The organism is Shewanella sp. (genome assembly GCF_047975355.1).
Lineage (GTDB): Bacteria > Pseudomonadota > Gammaproteobacteria > Enterobacterales > Shewanellaceae > Shewanella.
Window position 1 is genome coordinate 68,694 of record NZ_JBKEDJ010000056.1, and the last position, 21,859, is coordinate 90,552.

Below are 21,859 nucleotides of genomic sequence, written 5' to 3' on the forward strand. Positions count from 1 at the left end.
TCTTAATCACCTTTGCGGTTTCACTATAAGAATTAATAGACGGCAAGCCCCATGACCCAAAATATCCCTCGCCAAGCCATCGCATCCGAAGACAGTTTGATGCGAATTTTCACTGTGCCCGAAGATGCGGAATCCACCTTAAGCATTATCGAGCAGAAGCTTTCAGAGGACTTAGCGGGCTTTTTGGGTGACAGCATTGCCGCGCTAGAAAAGCCGCTCTCCGAAATCGAGACCGATTTTCAAGCCTTTGAAATTCCAAGCCAGCCGCGTTTTGTCTCCGACTACACCGACGAAATCATGCAAAATCTCGTGGCGCATTCGGTGCATACGGCGGCGCCCAGTTTTATTGGGCATATGACCTCGGCACTGCCCTATTTCGTGTTACCACTGTCGAAAATGATGGTGGGGCTGAATCAAAACTTGGTCAAAATCGAAACCTCCAAAGCCTTTACGCCGCTTGAGCGCCAAGTGCTTGGCATGATGCACCATTTGATTTACGCTCAAGATGATGATTTTTATCGTAATTGGATGCACAGCGCCAACCATTCCCTCGGCGCATTTTGCTCCGGCGGCACTGTGGCTAACATCACAGCCCTGTGGATTGCCCGCAACCAATTACTCAAGGCCGATGGCGACTTTAAAGGCGTGACCCGCGAAGGCTTAATCAAGGCGCTACGCCACTATGGCTTCGATGATTTAGCGATTCTCGTCTCCGAGCGTGGTCATTACTCTTTAGGTAAGGCTGTCGACCTGCTCGGTATCGGTCGCGACAATATCATCAGCATCCCAACCGATGGCAATAATAAAGTCGATGTCGCCAAAATGCGCGAAGTTGCCGCCGAACTGGCGAATAAACGCATTAAAGTCATGGCGATTGTTGGGGTGGCAGGCACAACTGAAACAGGCAATATTGACCCACTGCGCGAACTTGCCGCCTTAGCAAGTGAGCTAAACTGCCACTTCCATGTGGATGCGGCTTGGGGCGGCGCAAGCTTATTATCCAATAAATACCGTCACTTACTCGATGGTATTGAACTCGCGGACTCAGTCACCATCGATGCTCATAAGCAAATGTATGTCCCTATGGGCGCGGGTATGGTGCTATTTAAAAATCCGGAGTTTGCCCATGCCATTGCCCACCACGCCGAATATATTTTGCGCCGAGGATCTAAGGATTTAGGCAGTCAAACACTCGAGGGCTCACGCCCCGGCATGGCGATGTTAGTACATGCCTGCTTGCAGATTATCGGCCGCGATGGTTACGAAATACTGATCAATAACAGCCTTGAAAAAGCCCGTTATTTTGCTGAGCAAATCGACGCACACCCTGACTTTGAGCTAGTCACCGCGCCAGAGCTGTGCCTGCTCACCTATCGCTATGTACCCGCGGAGGTGCAGGCCGCCATGCAAGTGGCGATTGAACAAGGCGATAAAGTGAAACTCGCTCGCTTTAATGAGCTGCTCGATGGCCTAACCCAATTCATTCAAAAACACCAACGCGAACAGGGTAAATCCTTCGTCTCCCGCACCCGTATTCAACCCGCGCGCTACTTTAGACAACCCACAGTGGTGTTTCGCGTCGTATTAGCCAACCCTTTGACTAGCCATGAGATCCTAAATCAAGTGCTTATCGAGCAAGGTGAAATTGCCGCATTGGATAAAGAGTTCTTACCTGCGCTATTAGCTATGGCCAATGAATAGCGAGTGATTTAGCGTAAGCTTTAAATCTCATTCAAATACAAAGTGTTAATCACAGACAGCCGCAAATATTTGCGACTGTTTTTGTTTGCAGAGCTAAAATTGCGGAAAGCTTGTTGAAATAACAAAGATAAAGAGCTTCTATTCACGTAGTTGATACACCGAATTCAATTGCTTCCGTGACACGCCGTGAAGCCATCCATGGCGGCTCTGCGATGATATCCATATCATCGAAGGTCACGTCCGCAATCGAATTCGGCTTAGCAAATCTCAGTGTAATCTGCGGCAACGTTTGAAAAGATGGGAATTTAACTGTGGTGCGCATGTTTCACCCCTTAACCAATTAAATGGTGAACAGACATGACGCGATTAGCGGCATAGACAACATCGGCAGCAATCACCACTAAAGGCAGGTATTTTTTAGCATAGTTTTCCCCTTGAGATACGCTGCCTCACGGCGGGCTAACGTGCCAACGCTTCACAGCGTTGGCTAAGTGCGCTTATAGGTATACGGGGATTTTTCGGCGGGAGAAAAGCGTACCCGTTAACGGGTACTTATTATATGAACTTACGCCAAACCTAGTTCTAAAGCAACGCGCTTTCCTTGTGGTGTTAAGGTCATTGTACCTGCTGATGTATTCGAAATTAATTTTGATTTAAATAAATCGTCAATAGCAACATCAAAAGCTATTTTTGAACGTGCATCAGATGGAATACTATTAAAAAGCTGATGTTCATACACTAAATTGCCATCAGTCATATTTTTAAACAACTCATAAGCCAACTCTGTTCTAAAATATTTCTTCTTCAATGAAAGATGAACTTCATTATTAATAGAGGTGATATCCTCATCAGAAAGACGCTTTTCAATCTCAGTTTTGTAACGTTGATTTTCCGTTAGCAATGACTGATTCGTATTATTAAGGTTTTTTATTTCATCTAGCATATTTATATTAGCGGTATTTAGCGAGTTACGCTCCTCTAACAACGTTTTATTTGAATTTGCCAGATTTTTAATGACCTCATTTAATCCATTTATCTCCTCGTATTTAGCGATTATTTCCTTATCTTTTTTGCTTAAAAGCTCATCAAACTTAACATCAATTTCAAGCATATTTTTCTTAATTGCTATAGATTGTTCGAGACTAAGTAGCACAGTTTTTCCGATTGAATCCTTTTCTTCTTTGAGTTTATTTTGTTTCCCTAACCAATATTTATAAACGTACTTTGCTGGGTATGGATAGACATAAATGTAGATAACTGCAGAAATTAATGGAAACAAAAAACCATTTGCAAGCCAAAAGCCAAGAGGTTCAAAAAATGTGGTTTTAAAAGCCGTAGTACTTACCAATATATCAATTGTGTTGTATTTTTCATATGGCTTCATTGATGAGAACAACACAATTAAAATTTTGTAATTCCATAAGCACCAAGAAATTATAAAGCTACTAGATAATGGGCTTGATACTCTGTCATATAATGTAGCTTTAATCGAATTAGTAAATTGCTCAAACATACACGTCTCAAAAAATGGCCTGACTTAACACGATGATAACGTCTATTCTGTTTTTTTTACTAGCAATTTTATGATGTTAACCTCACAACTTCAGTATTTCTAGAATTTAACGAGAAGCTAATTTGACGAGCCCCCCATTGTTAAATGTCTAAAAGTGGTAGTAAGCATTACTCGATTTGCTTTGCATGAATTCCAAACAACACAAACGCTGAAGGAGTTCACCTTCCCCTCGGAGTTGCCGCAGGGCATTTGCGTTCGTTGCGTGAGCGAGGCATGGATGCCGAGATTGCGTCAGTCGAATCAGGGACGAGCGTCTGACGCGATAGCATAAGGACGCTTAATGCCCAAGGGGCTTTCAACTCCGTTAGGGGCGTCTTGGAGCATCCAAGGAGGATAGGACGAGCAGTCCTCCTTGGTCGGGTGTGGGGTGAAGCCCCACGACTTAAACTCTCCTCAGCCGTAAGTCGGAAAAGCACCAAGTTGCCCCAATTATCGGCGCAAGGTTTATTCCTATTGCCTATGTAAAGCTTTTATCTTGGCTTTTATTTCTTCTCTGATTTTTTTATGCAGGGGATTTTTAATTTGTCGTTTGTGGTACACCAAATGATAGGGAATTGAATCGGTATTAATGGGGCAAGTTAATATTTGCAGATTTAATTTCGCTGCCCATTGCTCGGCAAAGGAGCGAGCGATAACGGCAATTGAATCACTCTGAGAAATATTCAAGGCAATGCTGGCAATCGAATGACAGATTAATGCCATTTTGCGTTCTTCAATGGGTTCGTTGGCAAAGAGTTCAAAGCCGCGGATCTTTTCCCATGTGCCGCTGTAAAACACATGCTCTTCACGATAAAAGGCGTCTTTGGTGATGCTTTGCTGAATCCGTGGATGGTCTTTTCGGCAAATCACTACTAAGGGCTCTAAGAGAATTTCCTCCACCATAAATGCACTGTCTCGAGTCAACATACTATCGACAATAATGTCGGTTTTCTCTTGGCGTAGGTGTTCAAACAGCTGGTTTTTCTCCGGCGGAGATTCTTGCAAGTTAATGTTATCAATGGGGAATAAGGTGTTTATCAGCGATTCATTACAGTAAACATTAAACTGTTTTCGCATATTCATTGCATTTTCGATAATGCTGACAGCTTGACGAAATGCGGGGATAAGTTGCTGCCCTTTGCTGGAGAGTTCTATGCCTCGCCCTTGCTTGATAAACAGATTTTCACCATAGAGTTTTTCTAGTCGTTTAATGGCCGCGCTAATAGCGGGCTGGGTCAATTGCATACGTTCGGCAGCCTTGGTATAGGATTGGCACTCTTCCACCACTAAAAATGTACGTACTAAATTTAAATCCATAATCATTAAACTCATAAATTTGATTTATGTATCGTAAAACATTTTGATGATTGTTTCTTGTACATTTTGCGCCTAATCTGGATGGGATGTTTATATTTTGTGCGAGATGAGATAACCACCCACCGTAAAAAATGGAGTCTTTATGAGTACAGGAAAACAAAGGCGCTCAAATAAGTTTGTGCTAAATGCTTGCACATTGGCTTTGGGCGCCGCGTCAGTGACAGCCTATGCTGCAGATAAACCAAATATTCTGGTTATTTTTGGTGATGATGTGGGTTACTGGAACTTAAGTACCTACAATCAGGGAATGATGGCATATAGCACGCCCAATATTGACAGTATTGCCGCAGAAGGAGCCAAGTTTACTAACTTCTATGCTCAGCAGAGTTCTACCGCGGGACGCAGTGCCTTTATTACAGGCCAAATGCCTAAGCGTACAGGTCTCTCTAAAGTCGGTATGCCAGGCGCGCCTGAAGGGATTAGCGAAAAAGATCCCACAATTGCAACTATGTTAAAAGACTTAGGTTATGCAACGGGTCAATTTGGTAAAAACCATTTGGGGGATCGTGACGAGCATCTGCCGACTAACCATGGTTTCGACGAGTTCTTCGGTAACTTGTATCACCTCAATGCCGAGGAAGAGCCTGAAAATGCCGATTATCCAAAAGACCCAGCTTTCCGTAAGAAGTTTGGCCCCCGTGGCGTTATTCACTCCTATGCCGACGGCAAAATTGAAGATACAGGCCCACTGACCCGTAAGCGCATGGAAACCGTCGATGGTGAGTTCCTCGATGCGGCAGAGACCTTTATCGAGAAGCAGGTTAAGGCAGATAAACCCTTCTTCACTTGGTTTAACACCACCCGTATGCATAACTTTACCCACGTGCCAGATTCTTACGCTGGTAAAACGGGGGCGGGATTTTATGCCGATGGCGTGAAGCAGCACGACGATCAAATCGGCCAACTGCTGAAGAAGATTAAAGAACTTGGCGTCGATGATAACACTATCATCATCTACACCACGGATAACGGCCCAATGATCAACCTGTGGCCAGATGCGGGTATGACCCCTTTCCGCAGCGAGAAAAACACTGGTTGGGAAGGTGCATTCCGTGTACCGGCAATGATCAAATGGCCTGGGCATATCAAGCCAAATACTACTTTTAACGGCATGATGTCATTAGAAGACTTCGTCCCAACCTTAGTCGCTGCCGCAGGCAATGACAAAGTGAAGAGTGAGTTGCTTAAGGGTAAGAAAGCGAATGGTATGTCCTACAAGGTTCACCTCGATGGTTACAACCAATTACCATATCTGACGGGTAAGGCCAAAGACTCTGCACGCAACGAGTTTGTGTACTGGAGCGACGATGGTGACTTGCTTGCGCTGCGTTACAACCAGTTCAAATTCCACTTTAAGATCCAAGAGCATGAAACGGGCTTAGCCATTTGGCAGCAGCCTTTTACACCATTGCGTGTACCTAAAATGTTTGATTTAAGTATCGATCCCTTTGAACGTGGAGACACGGGTATAGGCTACGACACTTGGTGGTACGAGCGCGCGTTCTTGATGGGACCTGCCTCGGCGAAGGTGGCAGATATCATGGCGACCTTTAAAGAGTTCCCTCCACGCATGGAAGCTGGTAGCTTTGTGCCTAAATAGTCGTTATTGCTAGGTATGCTGTGGCGCTCTTCGGAGCGCCATATTTAATAAAGGAGTATGAATGACTAAAAGCACGATGCAGGCATCAACGCAATTAGGGGTTGTGCCGTTAAAGACCGCCTATAAAGACCTCAGCGATAGCAAATCTGCTTACCAACGTCGTTTCCATGTAATGGCCAAACCCGGTGGGGCGAAATGTAACATCGATTGCCAATACTGTTTTTATCTGCACAAAGAAGGCTTACTGCATCAGCCTAAGCAACCAGAGATGGATGATGCGACCCTCGAAGCCTTTATTAAAGGTTATATCGAAAGCCAAGATGGCGACGAAATCGTATTCTCATGGCAGGGTGGCGAGCCGACCCTGTTAGGCGTGGACTACTATCGCAAGGTAGTTCAGCTACAGAAAAAATATCAGCCCGTGGGCGTTAAAATTGAAAACGATCTGCAAACCAACGGCATCCTATTAAACGATGAGTGGTGCCAGTTTCTTGCCGAACATAATTTCCTCGTGGGTTTATCCATCGACGGTCCCGAAGAACTCCATAACAAATATCGTGTGACCCGCAGTGGCAAGCCAACCTTTCATTTAGTGATGGCTGCGGTCGAAAAGCTCAAACAATACAAGGTGCGTTTTAACGCTTTAGTGACGGTTAACCGCCACAACGTTAAGTACCCGCTCGAAGTTTATCGCTTTGTCACCAAAGAGTTGGGCGCGACCTATATCCAGTTTAACCCTGTGGTCGAACCCAGCGATTTTAAAACCACGGCACCACAGTTTTGGAACAGCAGCATGATACCCACGGTTGGCAGCGAGCTGGCAAAGCCTGGGCATCCTATGTCGGTGGTGACGGATTGGTCAGTCGATGCCGATGATTGGGGCAAGTTCCTAATCGTCACCTTTGAAGAGTGGATCAACAACGATCTTGGCCGAGTGCTGGTTAACCTGTTTGAGACGGCGGTCGCACAAGTGATGGGCAAACCGGCGCAGCTATGTATTACCGCTGAATTTTGCGGTAAGGGCTTAGCCATTGAACATAATGGCGATGTCTTTAGTTGTGATCATTACGTTTACCCCGAATATAAGATTGCCAATGTGCACGAGCGCCCACTCAATGAAATGGCGTTCTCTACCCGGCAATTAACCTTCGGATTAGCCAAGCGCGACTCGTTGCCCCAATACTGTAAGCAGTGCCCGTATTTAAAACTCTGTTGGGGCGAATGCCCTAAAAATCGCCTACTGAAAACCCCTGATGGGGAAGAAGGGCTCAATTATCTGTGTCCAGGGATTAAAGCATTTTTCGATTATTCGTTGCCGATTCTCACGGGATTGGCCGTATTGCTAGGACAACCACATGGAACCAATGGCTAACACACAAACGCGTGCCCACGGGGATATTCTCGCCTTAATTGAACAGGTTGAATCTCAAGTCGTAGGGCAACGCACAGTGATCCGCAGTCTGATTTTGGGTTTACTGTGCAGCGGCCATGTGCTGCTCGAAGGTTTACCCGGAACGGCAAAAACCCGTTCGGTTAAAGCCTTGGCCAATGCCTTGGCGATTTCCTTTGGGCGCATTCAATTTACGCCAGATCTCTTGCCCTCGGATGTCACGGGCACTGAGGTGCTCCACGAGGCCGAGGGTAAATCGACACTCAGGTTTCAGCCTGGCCCAGTGTTTAATCAAATCGTGCTTGCCGATGAAATTAACCGCGCCCCCGCCAAAGTGCAGGCGGCGCTGTTAGAGGCCATGGCTGAGGGCACTATTACCGTAGCGGGGCAAACCCATGTGCTGCCCGAACTCTTTATGGTGCTGGCGACACAAAACCCCATCGAGCAGGAAGGCACCTATCCGCTGCCCGAAGCGCAGATGGACCGTTTCCTGATCAAAGCGTCGGTGGATTACCCCACAAAAGAAGCCGAGCGTGACATAGTACGCCTCGTTCGCAGTGAGGAAAACGGCGTGTTTAGCGCCGATAAACCACAAACTATCACCATAGATCCCGCCAGTATTCTCAAGGCGCGGCAGCAAATTGCGGCCGTGACGCTATCGGATATGGTGGAGAACTATATTATCGATTTAGTGATGGCGACGCGCCAGCCCGAGCAATATCCCCAATCTAAGTTAGCTAGCTGGCTGATGATTGGTGCCAGCCCACGGGCATCGATTGCGTTGGACAAATGTGCCCGCGCCTTGGCTTGGCTCAATGGCCGTGACCATGTGCTGGTGGACGATGTGCGTGAGGTAGCGATTTTAGTGTTGAGCCATAGGTTGAGCCTCTCCTACGAGGCATTAGCGGACGGGGTCAATCAGCGCGATCTGGTGCATGAACTGCTCGATGTGGTCAGTATTGGATAACGGCTATGGCGCTCGCATCTCTGGCCGCATCCTCTCGATCTCAGTCGTCCCAATCCTCTGCCAAGCAAGAGGATCCCCGTATCTATGCCAGTTTGCCGCAACTGGTGCGATTACAGGGACAGACGACGCAAATCAAAATGCTTAGCCTGCGTTACTCTCGGGCGCACCTTTCTGGCCGTTATCAATCGCATCAACGGGGGCGCGGGCTGAACTTTGAGGAACTGCGCCACTACCAACTGGGTGATGATATTCGCCAAATGGATTGGAAGGTTACCCAACGCACGGGTAAGCCCCATGTGCGCAGTTACACCGAAGAGAAAGATCGCCAAGTAATCCTCTGCGTTGACCAACGTAGCTCCATGTATTTTGGCTCGGTGAGCCATATGAAATCCGTCGTGGCCGCCGAGATTGCCGCCTTAATGGGCTGGCTGGCGCTGGCCAATAATGACAGGGTTGGGCTGTTGATATCCGCGACTCAGCAGCTGCATTGGTGCTCGGCAAAGCGTGGTACGGCGCATTTTTTAATGGGGTTAGATAGGCTTATTCAAGCCAATCATTCCCTGAGCGCGGCGAGCCGAGATAGCAAACGGGTAAGTTTCGCCGAGTGGATGCAAATTTTAAGTCAGCGCAGCCTCAAAGCCGCAACGCTAGTGATTGTCAGCGACTTTGCCGATGCAGATAACCAATCCCTCAAACAGTTAAAGTACCTGCAGCAGCATAATGATGTGCTGTGTATTTTTATCTCTGATCCGATGGAAACCCATGTGCCCGAAGATAGTGTTAGCAGCACTTGGGTGGTGGGTGATGGCCAATATCAGTTGGCATTACAGAAGGGGCAACAAACGGCCGAGGTGAATAAGGCGCTGCAAAAACAATATCTTGAGAAACAAACCCAACTCAAAAACCTGATGGCGATGCAGCGTATGCCCTTTATTGAAATCGGCACTCAAGGCGATCATCTGCTGCAACTGGCTCGTACCCTGAGTGATATCCAATGACGGCAATCTTACTGCTCGGCGCAACTCAGTCTCCTCCCGGCAGCTACATGCTTAGGGAGTTAAAAGACGTGGCTCAGCCTGATCCTGTGAGCTGGTGGCCACAGACTCTGGGCTGGCAGATATTGCTGCTGTCATTGGTGCTGTATCTGGGTTATCGACTGTATCTCAAGGGGATTTTCTGGTGGCGTAACCGTTACCGCCAAGAGGCGATAACGGCCCTGCAGAGTCTGTCGGCGGAGGACCCACATTGGCCGACGCAGATGATGAAGATTATTAAAATCGTGATGGTCTACTTAGAGCCGAAAAACGCCTCCCTCTACGGTGCTCCCTTGCTTGAGCAGATGGGGCGCTACCATACGAAGGCTAGTCTAGCGAGCGATGAATCGTTTCAGCAGTGGCTAAAATGCCTTGAAGATCCTCATGCCACTCGTCCCGAGTTTAGCGCTGTGCGCCAAGGGCTAAACCAGTGGTTAAGCGGGCATCAGATGCCGGAGGCTCGCCATGGAGCAACTTGAGTTTGCCTATCCTTGGGCGTTTATCCTGTTGCCGCTGCCCGTGCTGGTGTACTGGTTTGTGCCCGCGTACCGCAGCCGCGAAGACGCGATCAAAGTGCCGTTCTTTACCGAAATCCTGCGGGCATTGAATGAGACTCCTAAAGTCGCCGCTGGCCTGCTCAGCCCAAAACATTGGCAGCGGGGCATGCTGATCCTCTCTTGGTTGTTGATTGTCACCGCATTGGCTAAGCCCAGTATCCTCGGCGAAGTGCAAACCCGCGAAGCCTTCGGACGGGACGTCCTGATGTTGGTGGACTTGTCTGGCTCCATGGATGAGGCGGATTTTATCACCGCCGATGGCAGTACCTTAACCCGCTTAAACGCGGCGAAAAACGTTTTAAAAACCTTTATCGCCAAACGCAGTGGCGATCGGTTTGGACTGATTTTGTTTGGGGATGCCGCCTTTATCCAAACGCCATTTACCGCCGATCAGCAGGTGTGGTTAAGCTTGCTAGAGGAGGCGCAAACGGGGATGGCGGGGCAGAGTACCCATCTTGGCGATGCGATTGGTCTTGGCATTAAAGTGTTCGAGCAAAATCCGCAGCCATCGGAGCAGCAGGTGATGATAGTGCTGACCGATGGTAACGATACCGGCAGTTTTGTCGAACCCGTGGATGCCGCCAAGATTGCCGCCGCCAGAGGCATTAAGATTTACACTATTGCCATGGGCGATCCTACCCATGTGGGCGAGCAGCCAATGGATATGGAGGTGGTACAAAGGGTGTCGCAGTTGACTGAGGCGCGCGCCTTTATTGCTATCGACCAAGCCGAATTGGATAAGGCGTATCAGCTGATCGATAAGCTGGAACCGCAGCAATACAGCAGCGCCAGTTTTCGCCCGAAAATTACCCTGCATCACTACCTGATTGCCATCGTACTCGCCTTGCATCTGCTGATCTTCAGCTGGATGACACTGCGGCAAATGTTCAGCCGCGCCGAGGTAGCCAATGACTGATTGGCATTTAGAGCTGCAAATATTGGCGCAGTTTCATTTTATTCGACCACTCTGGTTATTAACCCTTATTCCTGTCGCCATAGTGCTGTTACTGCGTTGGCGCCGGGATGATGTGCAGCAGCGGCTGGCATTTTTCCCCAACCATTTACGTAATGCGCTCACGCTGAATCAAGGCGGTTGGCGCAGTCAGTTACCGTTGAAAATCTTAATGTTATTGCTGTTACTGGCGGTGATTATCTGCGCGGGGCCGACCTGGGAGCGCGAGGCGTCGCCCTTCGGCGAGGACGATGCCGCACTCATGGTGTTACTCGACAGCAGTGAGAGCATGAAACAGCAGGACGTGGCGCCGGATAGACTTAGCCGCGCTAAACATAAGATTTTGGATTTAATCTCGGCGCGTAGCGGTGGCAAGACGGGGTTGATGGTGTTTGCGGGCAGCGCCCATGTGGCTATGCCAGTCACCAGCGATGCTAAGGTGCTGCAGCCTTACCTTGAGGCGATCAGCCCTGAGGTGATGCCGCTATCGGGCAAAGCGGCGCAGACTGCACTGAGTCAGTTAGCTGAGCAGTTACCCGCGAATGTGGGCAACAGCGTATTGCTGCTGACCGACGGCGTAGACCAACTCACTATCGATGCGTTTGAGCGGTATTTTACTGAGCAGTTTGAACAGCCTCCCTATCAATTGCTGATCTTGGCGATTGGCGATCCCGATATTCAATCACAGGTGCCGGTGGATTTTGGCTCCCTTGCTAACTTGGCCGATAGCACGGGCGGTAGCCTGTATCGCCTGACGATAGATGATGCGGATATTCAGGCACTTGAGCGCAAAATTGAACGCTTTAGCATGCTTAATAATGATTCCAGCATGCCTTGGTTGGATGAGGGCTATTGGCTACTCTGGCCCTTAGCCTTGCTCAGTTTGTTGTGGTTTCGCCGGGGCTGGTTGGTGAAGTGGAGCCTAGCGTTAGCATTAACGCTACCAAGTATGGCGCCGCAACAGGTTTATGCCGAAATCACCGTTTCTAAGGCGGTCACAGAGACCCAAGTGACTGAAGTCAGTTTTGCCGAGCGGAGTTGGCAATGGTGGTTGGATCTGTGGCTAACGCCGGATCAACAAGGCGCACTCTGGTTTAATCAGGGCGAATTTGCCAAGGCGGCAGCGGCTTACCATTCGGTGCTCAACAAGGGGATCGCCTACTACTATGGCGGTGAGTATAAGCTCGCACATTCGGCCTTTATGCAGGTACAAACCGATCTTGGCGCCTATTACGCCGCCAGCGCATTAGCGCGGCAGCGGGAATATATCGCGGCGCGTAAGCTCTTGAGGACACTGGCGAAAAAGCAGGATATTGCTCCCGAGCTAAAAGCCAATATCGAGCATAATCTTAAGGTTATTGAGGGGCTTATCGATGAAATCAATCAAGCTAGTGCCTCCCAAGCCAACAGTATGGACGATCAGGAAACCTCCATCGAGTTGCCGGACGATCAGCCGCAGACCGCCGAAGGCGCCGATGAACAAACCTCACAGGATAAAATGCAGTCGCAAAACCTGACGGCGGAGCAGATGTTGGGCGACCCTAAATTGGCCGAAGTCTGGCTAAAGCGAGTCGAGGCTAATCCCGAACAATTTTTGCGGGCGAAGTTTCAGCTGCAAAATCTGCAACCTAAGGGCGCACAGAGCACAGATAACGCCAAGGGAGGGTTGCAGCCATGAGTCATGCAAACAGTGCACTGCGCTGCGACAAAACACTCTTTGGCGGCAGAGTGCGAGTGTCGATAAGGTCAGTCGTCAACGGTGCGAAATTGATGACCAGAAGAGTCATCGCTTTGATGTTCATCACCTTGATACTGAATGGTTTGCTGCTCGCAACCCATGCCCATGCGCAGACGGACGCAGCCCTACCAACCGAGCCGGCCACCGCGGTCAAAGTGAAGGCGTGGTTGGGTGAAAAGCCGGATGAGAATTTCGATGGAACAGAAAAGCTATGGGCGCCGACGGAGCAGATATTATTGCAGATTGAGGTGTCGACCAACCGCTGGTTTACCTCGGGCACTCAGATAAAGGGCATTGAAATCCCCAATGTGTTAGTGAAGCAACGCAATACCTTTGCCGTTAATTATACCGAGCAGGAAGACGGCCAGACTTGGTCGCGGCAGCGCTGGGAAATCGCCCTCTATCCACAAACCAGCGGTGACTTTAGCGTGCCAGAAGCCACAGTCATCACTCAGGTGGCTGGCGTCAATGGCGACAAGCAAGCTGTCACGCTCACAACGCCTACCTTGAGTTTTCGTGTGGCCTTACCAAGCGCTGAGCTTGCTAGTAACAAAGCTTGGTTTGCGGCATCTAATGTCAAGGTACAGCAGGATTGGAGCCCGAATGAGGGTGAGGTGCTGAAGGTGGGAGACAGCCTAGTACGCACTATTAATATCGAGGCCAATGATTCCCTCTCTGTGCTGCTGCCTAATCTTATGCAGGCGCAAAGCTCTCCCGACTGGAAGTTATATCCCAGTACCCCAGAGCTTGCGGATAAACAAAGCCGTGAAGGTTATGTGTCGAGCCGAATCGATAGCCAAACCTATGTACTGCAAAATGGCGGTGACGTGAGTTGGCCCGAGTATCGACTCTGGTGGTGGAACACCCAAAGCGGCCAGTTGGAGCAGATAGTGCTGGAAGGGAAGACGATTAAGGTCAAGCATACCCTGAGTTCTTGGTTGAAGTACCACGCATGGACACTGTTCACCCTGCTACTCAGCGCAGCGATATTGGGGTTATTGATACGCTGGGGGAAAGTGTATTACCAAACTCATCCTATTCCTGTGTGGTTAGTGTTTTATCGCGCCCTGCGTAATGGTGAGTGGCAAACCTGTCGGGCACTCTTGTACCGACGTTTACGTCGGCGTAAACAGTTGCTGGCGATGACGGCGGTATCCACGGAACCAGATTGGCAAGATGCGGCCTTAAGGCTACAAACGAGTACGACTCGCCGAGCGGATTTTATCTACCTCTGGCAGCGGATTAAGCGAGTGCGGTCGGGCTTTACCTTACCTAAGGCGCTCATTGAATTAGATAAGCAGCCATTTTTAACTGAAAAAGTGCCATCTGGAAAAGCGTCATCTGAACCTAAACCCTCGGAGTCATAGAGGGGACTACAGATAGTGAATAAGGAGATACCCTGTGAGAATCATACAACTTTACCGCAATTGGATACTGTTACTCGTTAGCGTGTTGCTGGTGGGGCAGGCCTACGCGACCCAGAGCGAGCCTTTGGCATCGTGGAATGATGGTAAGGCAAAGGCGGCCATCACGGAGTTTGTGCAGCAAGTGACGGATAAAAATTCCCGCCATTTTGTACCAGAAGCCAAGCGGATCGCGACCTTCGATAATGACGGTACCCTATGGTCTGAGCAGCCAATGTATTTCCAAGTCCTGTTCGCCCTCGATCGCCTTAAAGCGTTGGCACCAAGCCATCCTGAATGGAAAACCGAGGAACCCTACGCCAGTGCGCTTAAGGGGGATGTGGGTAAGCTGCATACCGAAGATCTGATCAAGATCCTCTATGTGACTCATACAGGCATGAGCACGGATGAGTTCGATGCGATAGTGAAGGGCTGGATTGCCACGGCCAAGCACCCCACCACAGGGAAAAAGTACACCGAAATGGTGTTCCAACCTATGTTAGAACTGTTGGATTACCTGCGCGCTAACGGCTTTAAAACCTTTATCGTTTCTGGTGGCGGTACTGGCTTTATGCGGGCCTGGGTAGAGAGCGTTTACCATATTCCCCCCGAGCAAGTCGTGGGTAGTACCTTTGAGACCGAATTTAGCCTCGTTGACGGTAAGCCAACGCTAACACGTATGCCTAATTTCTTAGTGAATGACGATAAAGAAATGAAAGTGCAGGAAATATATGAACGCATAGGCCACAGACCCATAGCCGCATTTGGTAACTCGGATGGCGACTTAGCCATGTTGCAATGGACCGCTGCGGGCGACGGCCTACGCTTACCTATGTATATCCACCATACCGATGACAAGCGCGAGTGGAAATACGACCGTGACTCCCATATCGGTCAACTTAATAAAGGCTTAGATGAGGCTATGGCCAAAGGCTGGCCCATGGTGGATATGAAAAACGATTGGAATCGTATCTATCCTTAATCATTAACTGGCTCTCCCAAGTTTGGGTTTAATAAATGGGCTTATCAATCAATTGATAAGCCCATTTTTATTGTCTATTGAAGGGATTTGTCCTATTTGGCATCCACTTAAGGAGTATGGCACTAAGGCTTGCTATTCCCTAAAGTGAACACTCAGTGGATTCGATAAATACAGAGGCTGAATAGATGAATGATGAACAATATCAAAAGGGGCTTGAGGTGCGCCGTGCTGTGATGGGCGATAGTTTTGTCGATAAGGCCCTGAGCAGCGCGACGGATTTTACTCGGCCATTGCAGGAGTTAGTGACGGCAAACTGCTGGGGTGAAGTTTGGGTACGTGAGGGACTTTCTCGGCAAACCCGCAGCCTAGTGACAATCGCCACCCTAGCGGCATTAAAGGCGTCTACCGAGTTGAAAGGCCATGTGCGCGGCGCATTGCGTAACGGTTGCACAGTGGACGAAATCCAAGAAGTGCTTTTACATTCAACCATGTATTGCGGTATGCCCTCAGGCATCGAAGCCTTTAGGGCCGCCAAAGAAGTGATTGAAGAGTGGCAGGCTGAGCAGGCAAAAATGGCGAGCGAATCCTAACATTCGACCTATTTTGATTAAGTGCAGTGAAAACAACTGCGGTTAATTTGCCGTCTTTGGGTTAGCACACTTTGGATAAACTAGCTGTAACAAATCGATTTTGTTGGTGCATGCTTAATTGGCCTGAGTTTGTTCTATCAGCTCAAACTCAGGCCTGATTATGGCTAGATCCGGGGATCGGTCGATTGACTGTCCACTTGGCCGATAACCTTAATCTCAGTTAAACTCGACAGTGTGCCCCATTGCTGAATTGTCATCATGCCGGTGATTTCCTGGGCGGTGAAGCTTAGGCGCAGTCCGTCTTTGCGGTATTCCTGCGGTAGGTTTTTAGGCAATATATTTTGGCCGTTATCGGCGATAATCCCCCAGAATCCACCTTCTAAATTCATATATCTAACAGTGCCTTGCAGCATCACTCCTTCTCCTTGTTGTGAAATACTTGGCTTCATAAAACCTTTGTCGGCAGGCGCGTAAAGCTGCTGATTATCGCGCTCTCCCGCACTGACGGGATTAAGCTCGGCCGTCACTGTTTTAGGGGGATTCTGTGTGGCGGGCTTGTCCGCAGTGGGCGAGTTTTGTGCCTGAGTCTGCTGCTGGCAACCCAACAATAATATGGGCAATAGTAGTACTAATAGGGGAGTACGTGGGCGCATCTTGCTTCCTCTTGGTCACTCTTTCGCCACAACGGCGTGTAACAACACTCTAGCAAATATTATCAGCGAGGGGTGATAAGGTTTTTATATCTTTATGTAACAGCTTGGCAAGGGAGGATGTAACAAATTTGAAGATAAAGGTAAAGCGAATGCCGCTTTACCTTTATAAGCCTATTGACTGGGGATAAATTACTTTTGTAACTGTGCCTTAGCTGCTTCCACTTTGGCGAAATCGAGACCTAACTCGAGTACGGCTTCTTTGATTAATGCAGGATTTTGCATTACCAACGCCATCAGTTGCTGCAGTTTTTCGGGCGGAATGCCGAGCTGGCCAATAATGCCCATCGCCATGAGAGGATTATCGGTTAATGCTTGAAATAGCTCGTTAATTTTTGCGTCAGTGACATTGTGTTCTTTTAAGATGGCAATAATGGGATTCATTGCAATACCTTATCGAAGTTAACAGAAAACGGCGGCTATGTTATCACAGATACAAGGGGGAAGTGCTACGGCCGTGAAGTAGTCGCCTTATAGCGTACGCAGCGTAAAGTACGATACCGTATGAATTCCCCTAAGAAGCTATTTTTATAATGCTTTCATAAATTAACAATCGTTAATCTATTTTGGCGATTCCAATCATCGATTTTAATCATTTCATATAGTTAGCTCGCATCTCTACACTTTCAGACATCGATTGTGGTGACGGTTTCATGCATTACCCGAGAATTACACAACGAGATATGGGGTTGATGTTTGCCCTAATGCAGCAAACAAACGACACATATCTGGGCAGGCAGATATGTTCTTTACTAGAAGAAATAGGCAATTATCATGAAGAAAAGTACTATTCCTACCTTGTCAGCACTGACCTTGGCCATGTCGTTGGCATTTGGTGGGGCTGCTATCGCACAAGAGCAAGTCACGGGTAATCAATTTTGGTGGCCTGAACAGCTAAATTTAAGCCCGTTACGTCAAAATGCGGTTGAATCAAATCCTTATGGTAGCGACTACCACTACGCCGAAGCTTTTAAATCCTTAGATCTCGACGCCGTTAAAAATGACATCAAAGCCCTGATGACAGAGTCTCAGGACTGGTGGCCAGCAGACTATGGCCACTATGGTCCTTTCTTTATTCGTATGGCGTGGCACAGCGCGGGTGTTTACCGGATTTTTGATGGACGCGGCGGAGCTGCCGGTGGTCAACAACGTTTCGAGCCATTAAACAGCTGGCCAGATAACGTGAACTTAGATAAGGCGCGCCGCCTGCTGTGGCCTATCAAACAAAAATACGGCAGCAAGATTTCGTGGGGCGACCTAATGGTGCTCACGGGTAACGTGGCGCTGGAGTCTATGGGCTTTAAAACCTTTGGTTTTGCCGGTGGTCGTGTCGACGACTGGGAAGCGGAACAGGTGAACTGGGGTTCAGAAAAAGCCTGGCTCGATAGCAAGCGCCGCAATGAAAAGGGCGAACTGGCTAAGCCTATGGGCGCGACCCAAATGGGCTTAATTTATGTTAACCCTGAAGGCCCGAATGGTGTGCCAGATCCATTAGCCTCGGCGAAGGAAATCCGTGACACCTTTGGCCGTATGGCGATGAATGATGAAGAAACCGTGGCGCTGATCGCGGGTGGTCACACCTTTGGTAAGGCACACGGGGCGCATGATCCCTCTAAATGTGTCGGTGCCGATCCCGCCGCCTCGGGTGTTGATGCACAAGGTTTAGGTTGGAAAAACAAATGCGGTAAAGGTCACTCGGAAGATACAGTTACCAGCGGTTTAGAAGGCGCTTGGTCATCCAACCCAACCAAATGGACCATGGAATACTTAACTTGGCTGTATACCTTTGATTGGGTACAAACCAAGAGCCCAGCAGGTCATATCCAATGGACACCCGCCGATGGTAAGGCCGCCAATCTGATCCCCGATGCGCATCTTGCGGATAAGCGCCATGCGCCAATGATGTTTACTAGTGATATCGCGCTGAAGGAAGATCCAAGCTATCGCGAAATCACCACTCGTTTCCTTAAAAATCCAAAAGAGTTTGAGCTGGCCTTCGCTAAGGCATGGTTTAAGCTAACTCACCGCGATATGGGACCTAAGGCAAGATACTTAGGTGCCGATGTACCTGCGGAAATGTTGATTTGGCAAGATCCGATCCCAGCCCTTGACCACCCTGTAATCGATAACGCTGATATCAAAGCCTTAGGTAACAAAATCTTGGCTTCTGGCTTAACGGTTCCCGAATTGGTGAGAACGGCATGGGCTTCGGCCAGCAGCTTCCGCGGTACCGATATGCGTGGTGGCGCAAACGGCGCGCGCATTCGTTTAGAGCCTATGATGAACTGGCAGGCGAACAATCCTAAAGAGTTAGCTAAGGTGCTGGCTAAGCTTGAAAAAGTCAAAAAGGACTTCAACGGTTCACTGAAAGGTGGCAAGAAGGTTTCGCTGGCCGATGTGATTGTTCTCGGTGGTAGCGTGGCGGTCGAAAAGGCTGCGAAAGAGGCGGGTGTGACTGTTTCTGTGCCATTTACTCCAGGACGTATGGATGCGACTCAGGCGCAAACCGATGTGTCATCCTTCGCGGTGCTTGAGCCAACGGCCGATGGTTTCCGTAACTACTATTCGAAGGACAGCAGCCATTCTCCCGCCGAGATGCTGATTGAACGTGCGAACATGCTCAATCTGACCGTGCCGGAAATGACTGTGCTGGTGGGTGGTCTACGTGCCTTAGATGCCAACAGCGCAGGCGTGAAACACGGGGTGTTTACCGACAAACCTGGCACCTTAAGCAATGACTTCTTTGTTAACTTGCTCGATATGTCGACCAAGTGGAGCAAGTCAGAGAAGCAAGAAGGCATCTACGAAGGGCAAGATCGTAAGAGCGGTAAACTGAAATGGACCGCGACCCCCGTCGATTTAGTCTTCGGTTCGCACTCAGAGCTGCGCGCCGTGTCTGAAGTGTACGGCGCCCAAGATGGACAAGACAGATTCGTGCAAGACTTTATCAAAGCCTGGAATAAGGTGATGAACGCCGATCGCTTCGATATCTAAGCGGCATTGACTCTGGGTTTCTTGCCCGCGAGTTCAGCTCTTATAAGTCCATCCGTGCCCTGTGCATGGGTGGACTTTTATCTTTCTATCCTCACTTAACTTGAAATGAGTTTTCGCTGAAGACCTCGCTTGTTGGCCTTAGGCGTTTCCTTATGCCGCTTAGCCAAGTAGTATCGGGGGAAATCTCTTTACAGCGAAACGAATATGCTCTCAACATCTCGCCACCATTTGGCAAGGCCGCAGCGCCGCTCACGTAAGCCCATTAGTTTGGGGCTGTGGCAACAGGGTTTTACCGGTGTTCAAGTCTTGTTGATGATACTGGTGACCATAGTACTCACCGTGGGAATTACCTTTTTTGTAGTTCGCAGTTATATCTTCCCTAAGCCGTTGACGCCTGTGAGTTTATCAACCAAAGAAGAGGCCAAGCTTGAGGATAAACTCAGTCAGTTAGGTTGGCAGCCAGAGCGTAAGGCCTCGACTCATACCAAGGATTCGGCTAAGTCGTCCTCGAGTGACGATTTACAACCCGAACCCTACCGCGAGCGCGTTAAAGATCGGCAAGTGAGTTTTAGCGAGCGTGAAGTCAATGCCATTATTGGCCGCAACCCTGACTTTGCCCAGCGCATTGCCATTGATTTTTCAGATAATTTAGCCAGTGCCAAAATCCTCGTGCCGATCCCAAGGGACTTTCCTGTGATGGCGGGGGAGATTTTACGGGTCAATGCCGGACTCGATATCCATCTCGATGCTAATCGCCGCCCGAGTGTGTCTTTGGTGGGCGTAAGCTTGATGGGCGTGCCTATTCCTAACGCTTGGTTAGGCAATATGAAGAATGTCAATCTTGTCAGTGAGTTCGGCGACAGAGGCTTTTGGAATGCCTTTGCCGACGGCGTCGAAGATATTCAAATTCGCGAGGGCGAGTTGTATATCAAATTACGCCCGTGATCCCTGTTTATATCTGTCCCTTTGCATAAAGTCGAAGGGACAATAACGATAACAGCTTGTTAGACTGGATAAAAATCATCCCAAAGGACGTACCCCATGCAGCATCACACCACAGACTCTCAGGCGATAGCCGTTAAGGGATTACGCTACGGCCGCGGTAATGAACTGTTAGTGGTTGAAGATTGGCAGCTAATGCCTGCGCAGCATTGGGCGATTTTTGCGACCGATAGTTACAGCGGCTCACTGCTTGGGCGAATATTGGCAGGGGATATTCAGCCCGATGCGGGGCAAATTACCGGCTTGTCAGCGCGAATTGGCTGGGTGTCACTCGGTTTGCAACAGGCGCTGCTGGAGCGGGAATTGGAAAAGGATGAACTCGATTACGGTTCGACGGTCGAGTCACTGGTGCAGGAATGCTGCCTAAACGATGAACACTTGGCGCCCATTTTACAGAAAGTCGAATTAACGCATTTAAAGCATCGCGGGTTTCGGCAGTTATCGACCGGTGAAACCCGACGGGTGATGTTAGCACGGGCGCTGGCAACTGAGCCCGAATTGCTGATTTTAGATGACCCCTACGCAGGGCTGGATATAGAACATCAGCTTAGCCTGTCGCAGCTGCTGGTGGAGGTTGCCGAACATACGCAGCTACTCATTATCACCTCACGCCAAGAAGAGGTACCGCCCTGTATTAGCCATGTGGCGCTGTTTAATAGCGATATGCTCAAATCGGGGCAGCATGTGCATCAACTGAGCGCGCCCATGTCGATTACGCAGTGGCGTACACATCCTGTGATGGCGCAGCTCAATGCGCTTTCGGCCAGTCGTAGCGCCGAACTCTTGGCATTGATGGAGCGTCAACGCCACAATGCCGAAGCGTTCGATCCCATAGTCGACATTAAAAATGGCAAGGTTGAATATGTCAGCGGCTTGATCTTTAAAGGGGTGAATTGGCAGATTCGTGCGGGCCAGCATTGGCAAGTGCGAGGCCCCAATGGTTGTGGTAAGAGTACTTTACTGGGGTTGATCCTAGGGGATCACCCGCAATGCTATAGCAATGATATTACCCTCTTTGGTCGGCCGCGCGGCAGTGGTGAGAGTATTTGGCAGATTAAACAACGGATTGGCATAGTGTCGTCGGCATTGCATTTACAGTATCGCGTCAGTTGTTCGGCGCTCGATGTCTTGCTGTCTGGCTTTTATGATTCAATCGGCTTGTATCACAAGCCCACTAAACCCCAATTGGATCTGGCCAAGGAATGGTTGGCTATTTTGCACATGAGTGAGTTTGCTAGCACGGGCTTTAAAAAACTGGATTACGGTCAACAGCGGCTATTGCTCATAGGCAGAGCCTTGATTAAACAGCC

General features: G+C 49.0%; 19 protein-coding genes. 14 read left to right on the forward strand and 5 right to left on the reverse strand.

Translation table 11 applies throughout. From position 1 onward, the window contains the following. Positions 1 to 51: 51 nt before the first annotated feature. Positions 52 to 1,701: a pyridoxal-dependent aspartate 1-decarboxylase PanP gene (panP, locus tag ACK5NH_RS15210; protein ID WP_416921395.1), complete on the forward strand. Its 1,650-nt coding sequence runs from the start codon at positions 52 to 54 to the stop codon at positions 1,699 to 1,701. 142 nt (positions 1,702 to 1,843) lie between these two features. On the opposite strand, the gene ACK5NH_RS15215 is transcribed toward panP, so the two are convergent. From ACK5NH_RS15215 to ACK5NH_RS15225, 3 genes are all read right to left on the reverse strand, one after another. Further along, positions 1,844 to 2,023: a hypothetical protein gene (locus ACK5NH_RS15215; protein ID WP_416921397.1), complete on the reverse strand. Its 180-nt coding sequence runs from the start codon at positions 2,021 to 2,023 to the stop codon at positions 1,844 to 1,846. 243 nt (positions 2,024 to 2,266) lie between these two features. Beyond that, the gene (locus ACK5NH_RS15220) at positions 2,267 to 3,214 is read right to left on the reverse strand and encodes a hypothetical protein (protein WP_416921400.1); all 948 of its coding nucleotides are present in this window, start codon (positions 3,212 to 3,214) and stop codon (positions 2,267 to 2,269) included. A gap of 510 nt (positions 3,215 to 3,724) precedes the next feature. Further along, positions 3,725 to 4,570 (reverse strand): LysR family transcriptional regulator, encoded by an 846-nt coding sequence (locus tag ACK5NH_RS15225; RefSeq protein ID WP_416921402.1) that lies wholly within the window; start codon positions 4,568 to 4,570, stop codon positions 3,725 to 3,727. 142 nt (positions 4,571 to 4,712) lie between these two features. Between ACK5NH_RS15225 and ACK5NH_RS15230 the strand changes: the two genes are divergently transcribed. From ACK5NH_RS15230 to ACK5NH_RS15275, 10 genes are all read left to right on the forward strand, one after another. Continuing rightward, the gene (locus tag ACK5NH_RS15230; protein ID WP_416921404.1) at positions 4,713 to 6,230 is read left to right on the forward strand and encodes an arylsulfatase; all 1,518 of its coding nucleotides are present in this window, start codon (positions 4,713 to 4,715) and stop codon (positions 6,228 to 6,230) included. 61 nt (positions 6,231 to 6,291) lie between these two features. Continuing rightward, positions 6,292 to 7,602 (forward strand): anaerobic sulfatase maturase, encoded by a 1,311-nt coding sequence (locus ACK5NH_RS15235; protein ID WP_342201622.1) that lies wholly within the window; start codon positions 6,292 to 6,294, stop codon positions 7,600 to 7,602. After that, positions 7,586 to 8,587 (forward strand): AAA family ATPase, encoded by a 1,002-nt coding sequence (locus ACK5NH_RS15240; protein ID WP_416921406.1) that lies wholly within the window; start codon positions 7,586 to 7,588, stop codon positions 8,585 to 8,587. Before ACK5NH_RS15235 ends, ACK5NH_RS15240 begins: the two co-directional genes overlap by 17 nt. Before the next feature lie 5 nt (positions 8,588 to 8,592). Beyond that, a complete protein-coding gene (locus ACK5NH_RS15245; protein WP_416921408.1) occupies positions 8,593 to 9,585 on the forward strand; it encodes a DUF58 domain-containing protein in 993 nt (330 codons plus the stop codon). Beyond that, positions 9,582 to 10,100: a DUF4381 domain-containing protein gene (locus ACK5NH_RS15250; protein ID WP_416921410.1), complete on the forward strand. Its 519-nt coding sequence runs from the start codon at positions 9,582 to 9,584 to the stop codon at positions 10,098 to 10,100. Before ACK5NH_RS15245 ends, ACK5NH_RS15250 begins: the two co-directional genes overlap by 4 nt. Further along, positions 10,087 to 11,094, forward strand: coding sequence for a VWA domain-containing protein (locus tag ACK5NH_RS15255; RefSeq protein ID WP_416921412.1), 1,008 nt, complete (start codon positions 10,087 to 10,089; stop codon positions 11,092 to 11,094). Before ACK5NH_RS15250 ends, ACK5NH_RS15255 begins: the two co-directional genes overlap by 14 nt. Continuing rightward, the gene (locus tag ACK5NH_RS15260; protein ID WP_416921414.1) at positions 11,087 to 12,808 is read left to right on the forward strand and encodes a VWA domain-containing protein; all 1,722 of its coding nucleotides are present in this window, start codon (positions 11,087 to 11,089) and stop codon (positions 12,806 to 12,808) included. Before ACK5NH_RS15255 ends, ACK5NH_RS15260 begins: the two co-directional genes overlap by 8 nt. Then, positions 12,805 to 14,235: a hypothetical protein gene (locus ACK5NH_RS15265; RefSeq protein ID WP_416921416.1), complete on the forward strand. Its 1,431-nt coding sequence runs from the start codon at positions 12,805 to 12,807 to the stop codon at positions 14,233 to 14,235. Before ACK5NH_RS15260 ends, ACK5NH_RS15265 begins: the two co-directional genes overlap by 4 nt. Before the next feature lie 34 nt (positions 14,236 to 14,269). After that, positions 14,270 to 15,253, forward strand: coding sequence for an HAD family hydrolase (locus ACK5NH_RS15270; RefSeq protein ID WP_416921418.1), 984 nt, complete (start codon positions 14,270 to 14,272; stop codon positions 15,251 to 15,253). Between the two features lie 185 nt (positions 15,254 to 15,438). Then, positions 15,439 to 15,843 carry a carboxymuconolactone decarboxylase family protein gene (locus tag ACK5NH_RS15275; RefSeq protein WP_416921420.1) on the forward strand — a complete coding sequence of 135 codons (405 nt, stop codon included), beginning with the start codon at positions 15,439 to 15,441 and terminating at the stop codon, positions 15,841 to 15,843. A 164-nt stretch (positions 15,844 to 16,007) separates the two neighbouring features. On the opposite strand, the gene ACK5NH_RS15280 is transcribed toward ACK5NH_RS15275, so the two are convergent. Both ACK5NH_RS15280 and ACK5NH_RS15285 read right to left on the reverse strand, forming a co-directional pair. Continuing rightward, positions 16,008 to 16,496, reverse strand: a complete 489-nt coding sequence (locus tag ACK5NH_RS15280; RefSeq protein ID WP_416921422.1) for a hypothetical protein — start codon at positions 16,494 to 16,496, stop codon at positions 16,008 to 16,010. A 189-nt stretch (positions 16,497 to 16,685) separates the two neighbouring features. Then, positions 16,686 to 16,937 carry a DUF2999 family protein gene (locus ACK5NH_RS15285; RefSeq protein WP_007650566.1) on the reverse strand — a complete coding sequence of 84 codons (252 nt, stop codon included), beginning with the start codon at positions 16,935 to 16,937 and terminating at the stop codon, positions 16,686 to 16,688. A gap of 390 nt (positions 16,938 to 17,327) precedes the next feature. Between ACK5NH_RS15285 and katG the strand changes: the two genes are divergently transcribed. The 3 genes from katG to ACK5NH_RS15300 all read left to right on the forward strand — a co-directional run. After that, positions 17,328 to 19,547 (forward strand): catalase/peroxidase HPI, encoded by a 2,220-nt coding sequence (katG, locus tag ACK5NH_RS15290; protein WP_416921425.1) that lies wholly within the window; start codon positions 17,328 to 17,330, stop codon positions 19,545 to 19,547. Between the two features lie 204 nt (positions 19,548 to 19,751). Then, positions 19,752 to 20,492, forward strand: a complete 741-nt coding sequence (locus ACK5NH_RS15295; protein ID WP_416921427.1) for an arginine N-succinyltransferase — start codon at positions 19,752 to 19,754, stop codon at positions 20,490 to 20,492. A 96-nt stretch (positions 20,493 to 20,588) separates the two neighbouring features. After that, on the forward strand, positions 20,589 to 21,859 hold a 1,271-nt coding region (locus ACK5NH_RS15300), incomplete at its 3' end, for an ATP-binding cassette domain-containing protein (RefSeq protein WP_416921429.1).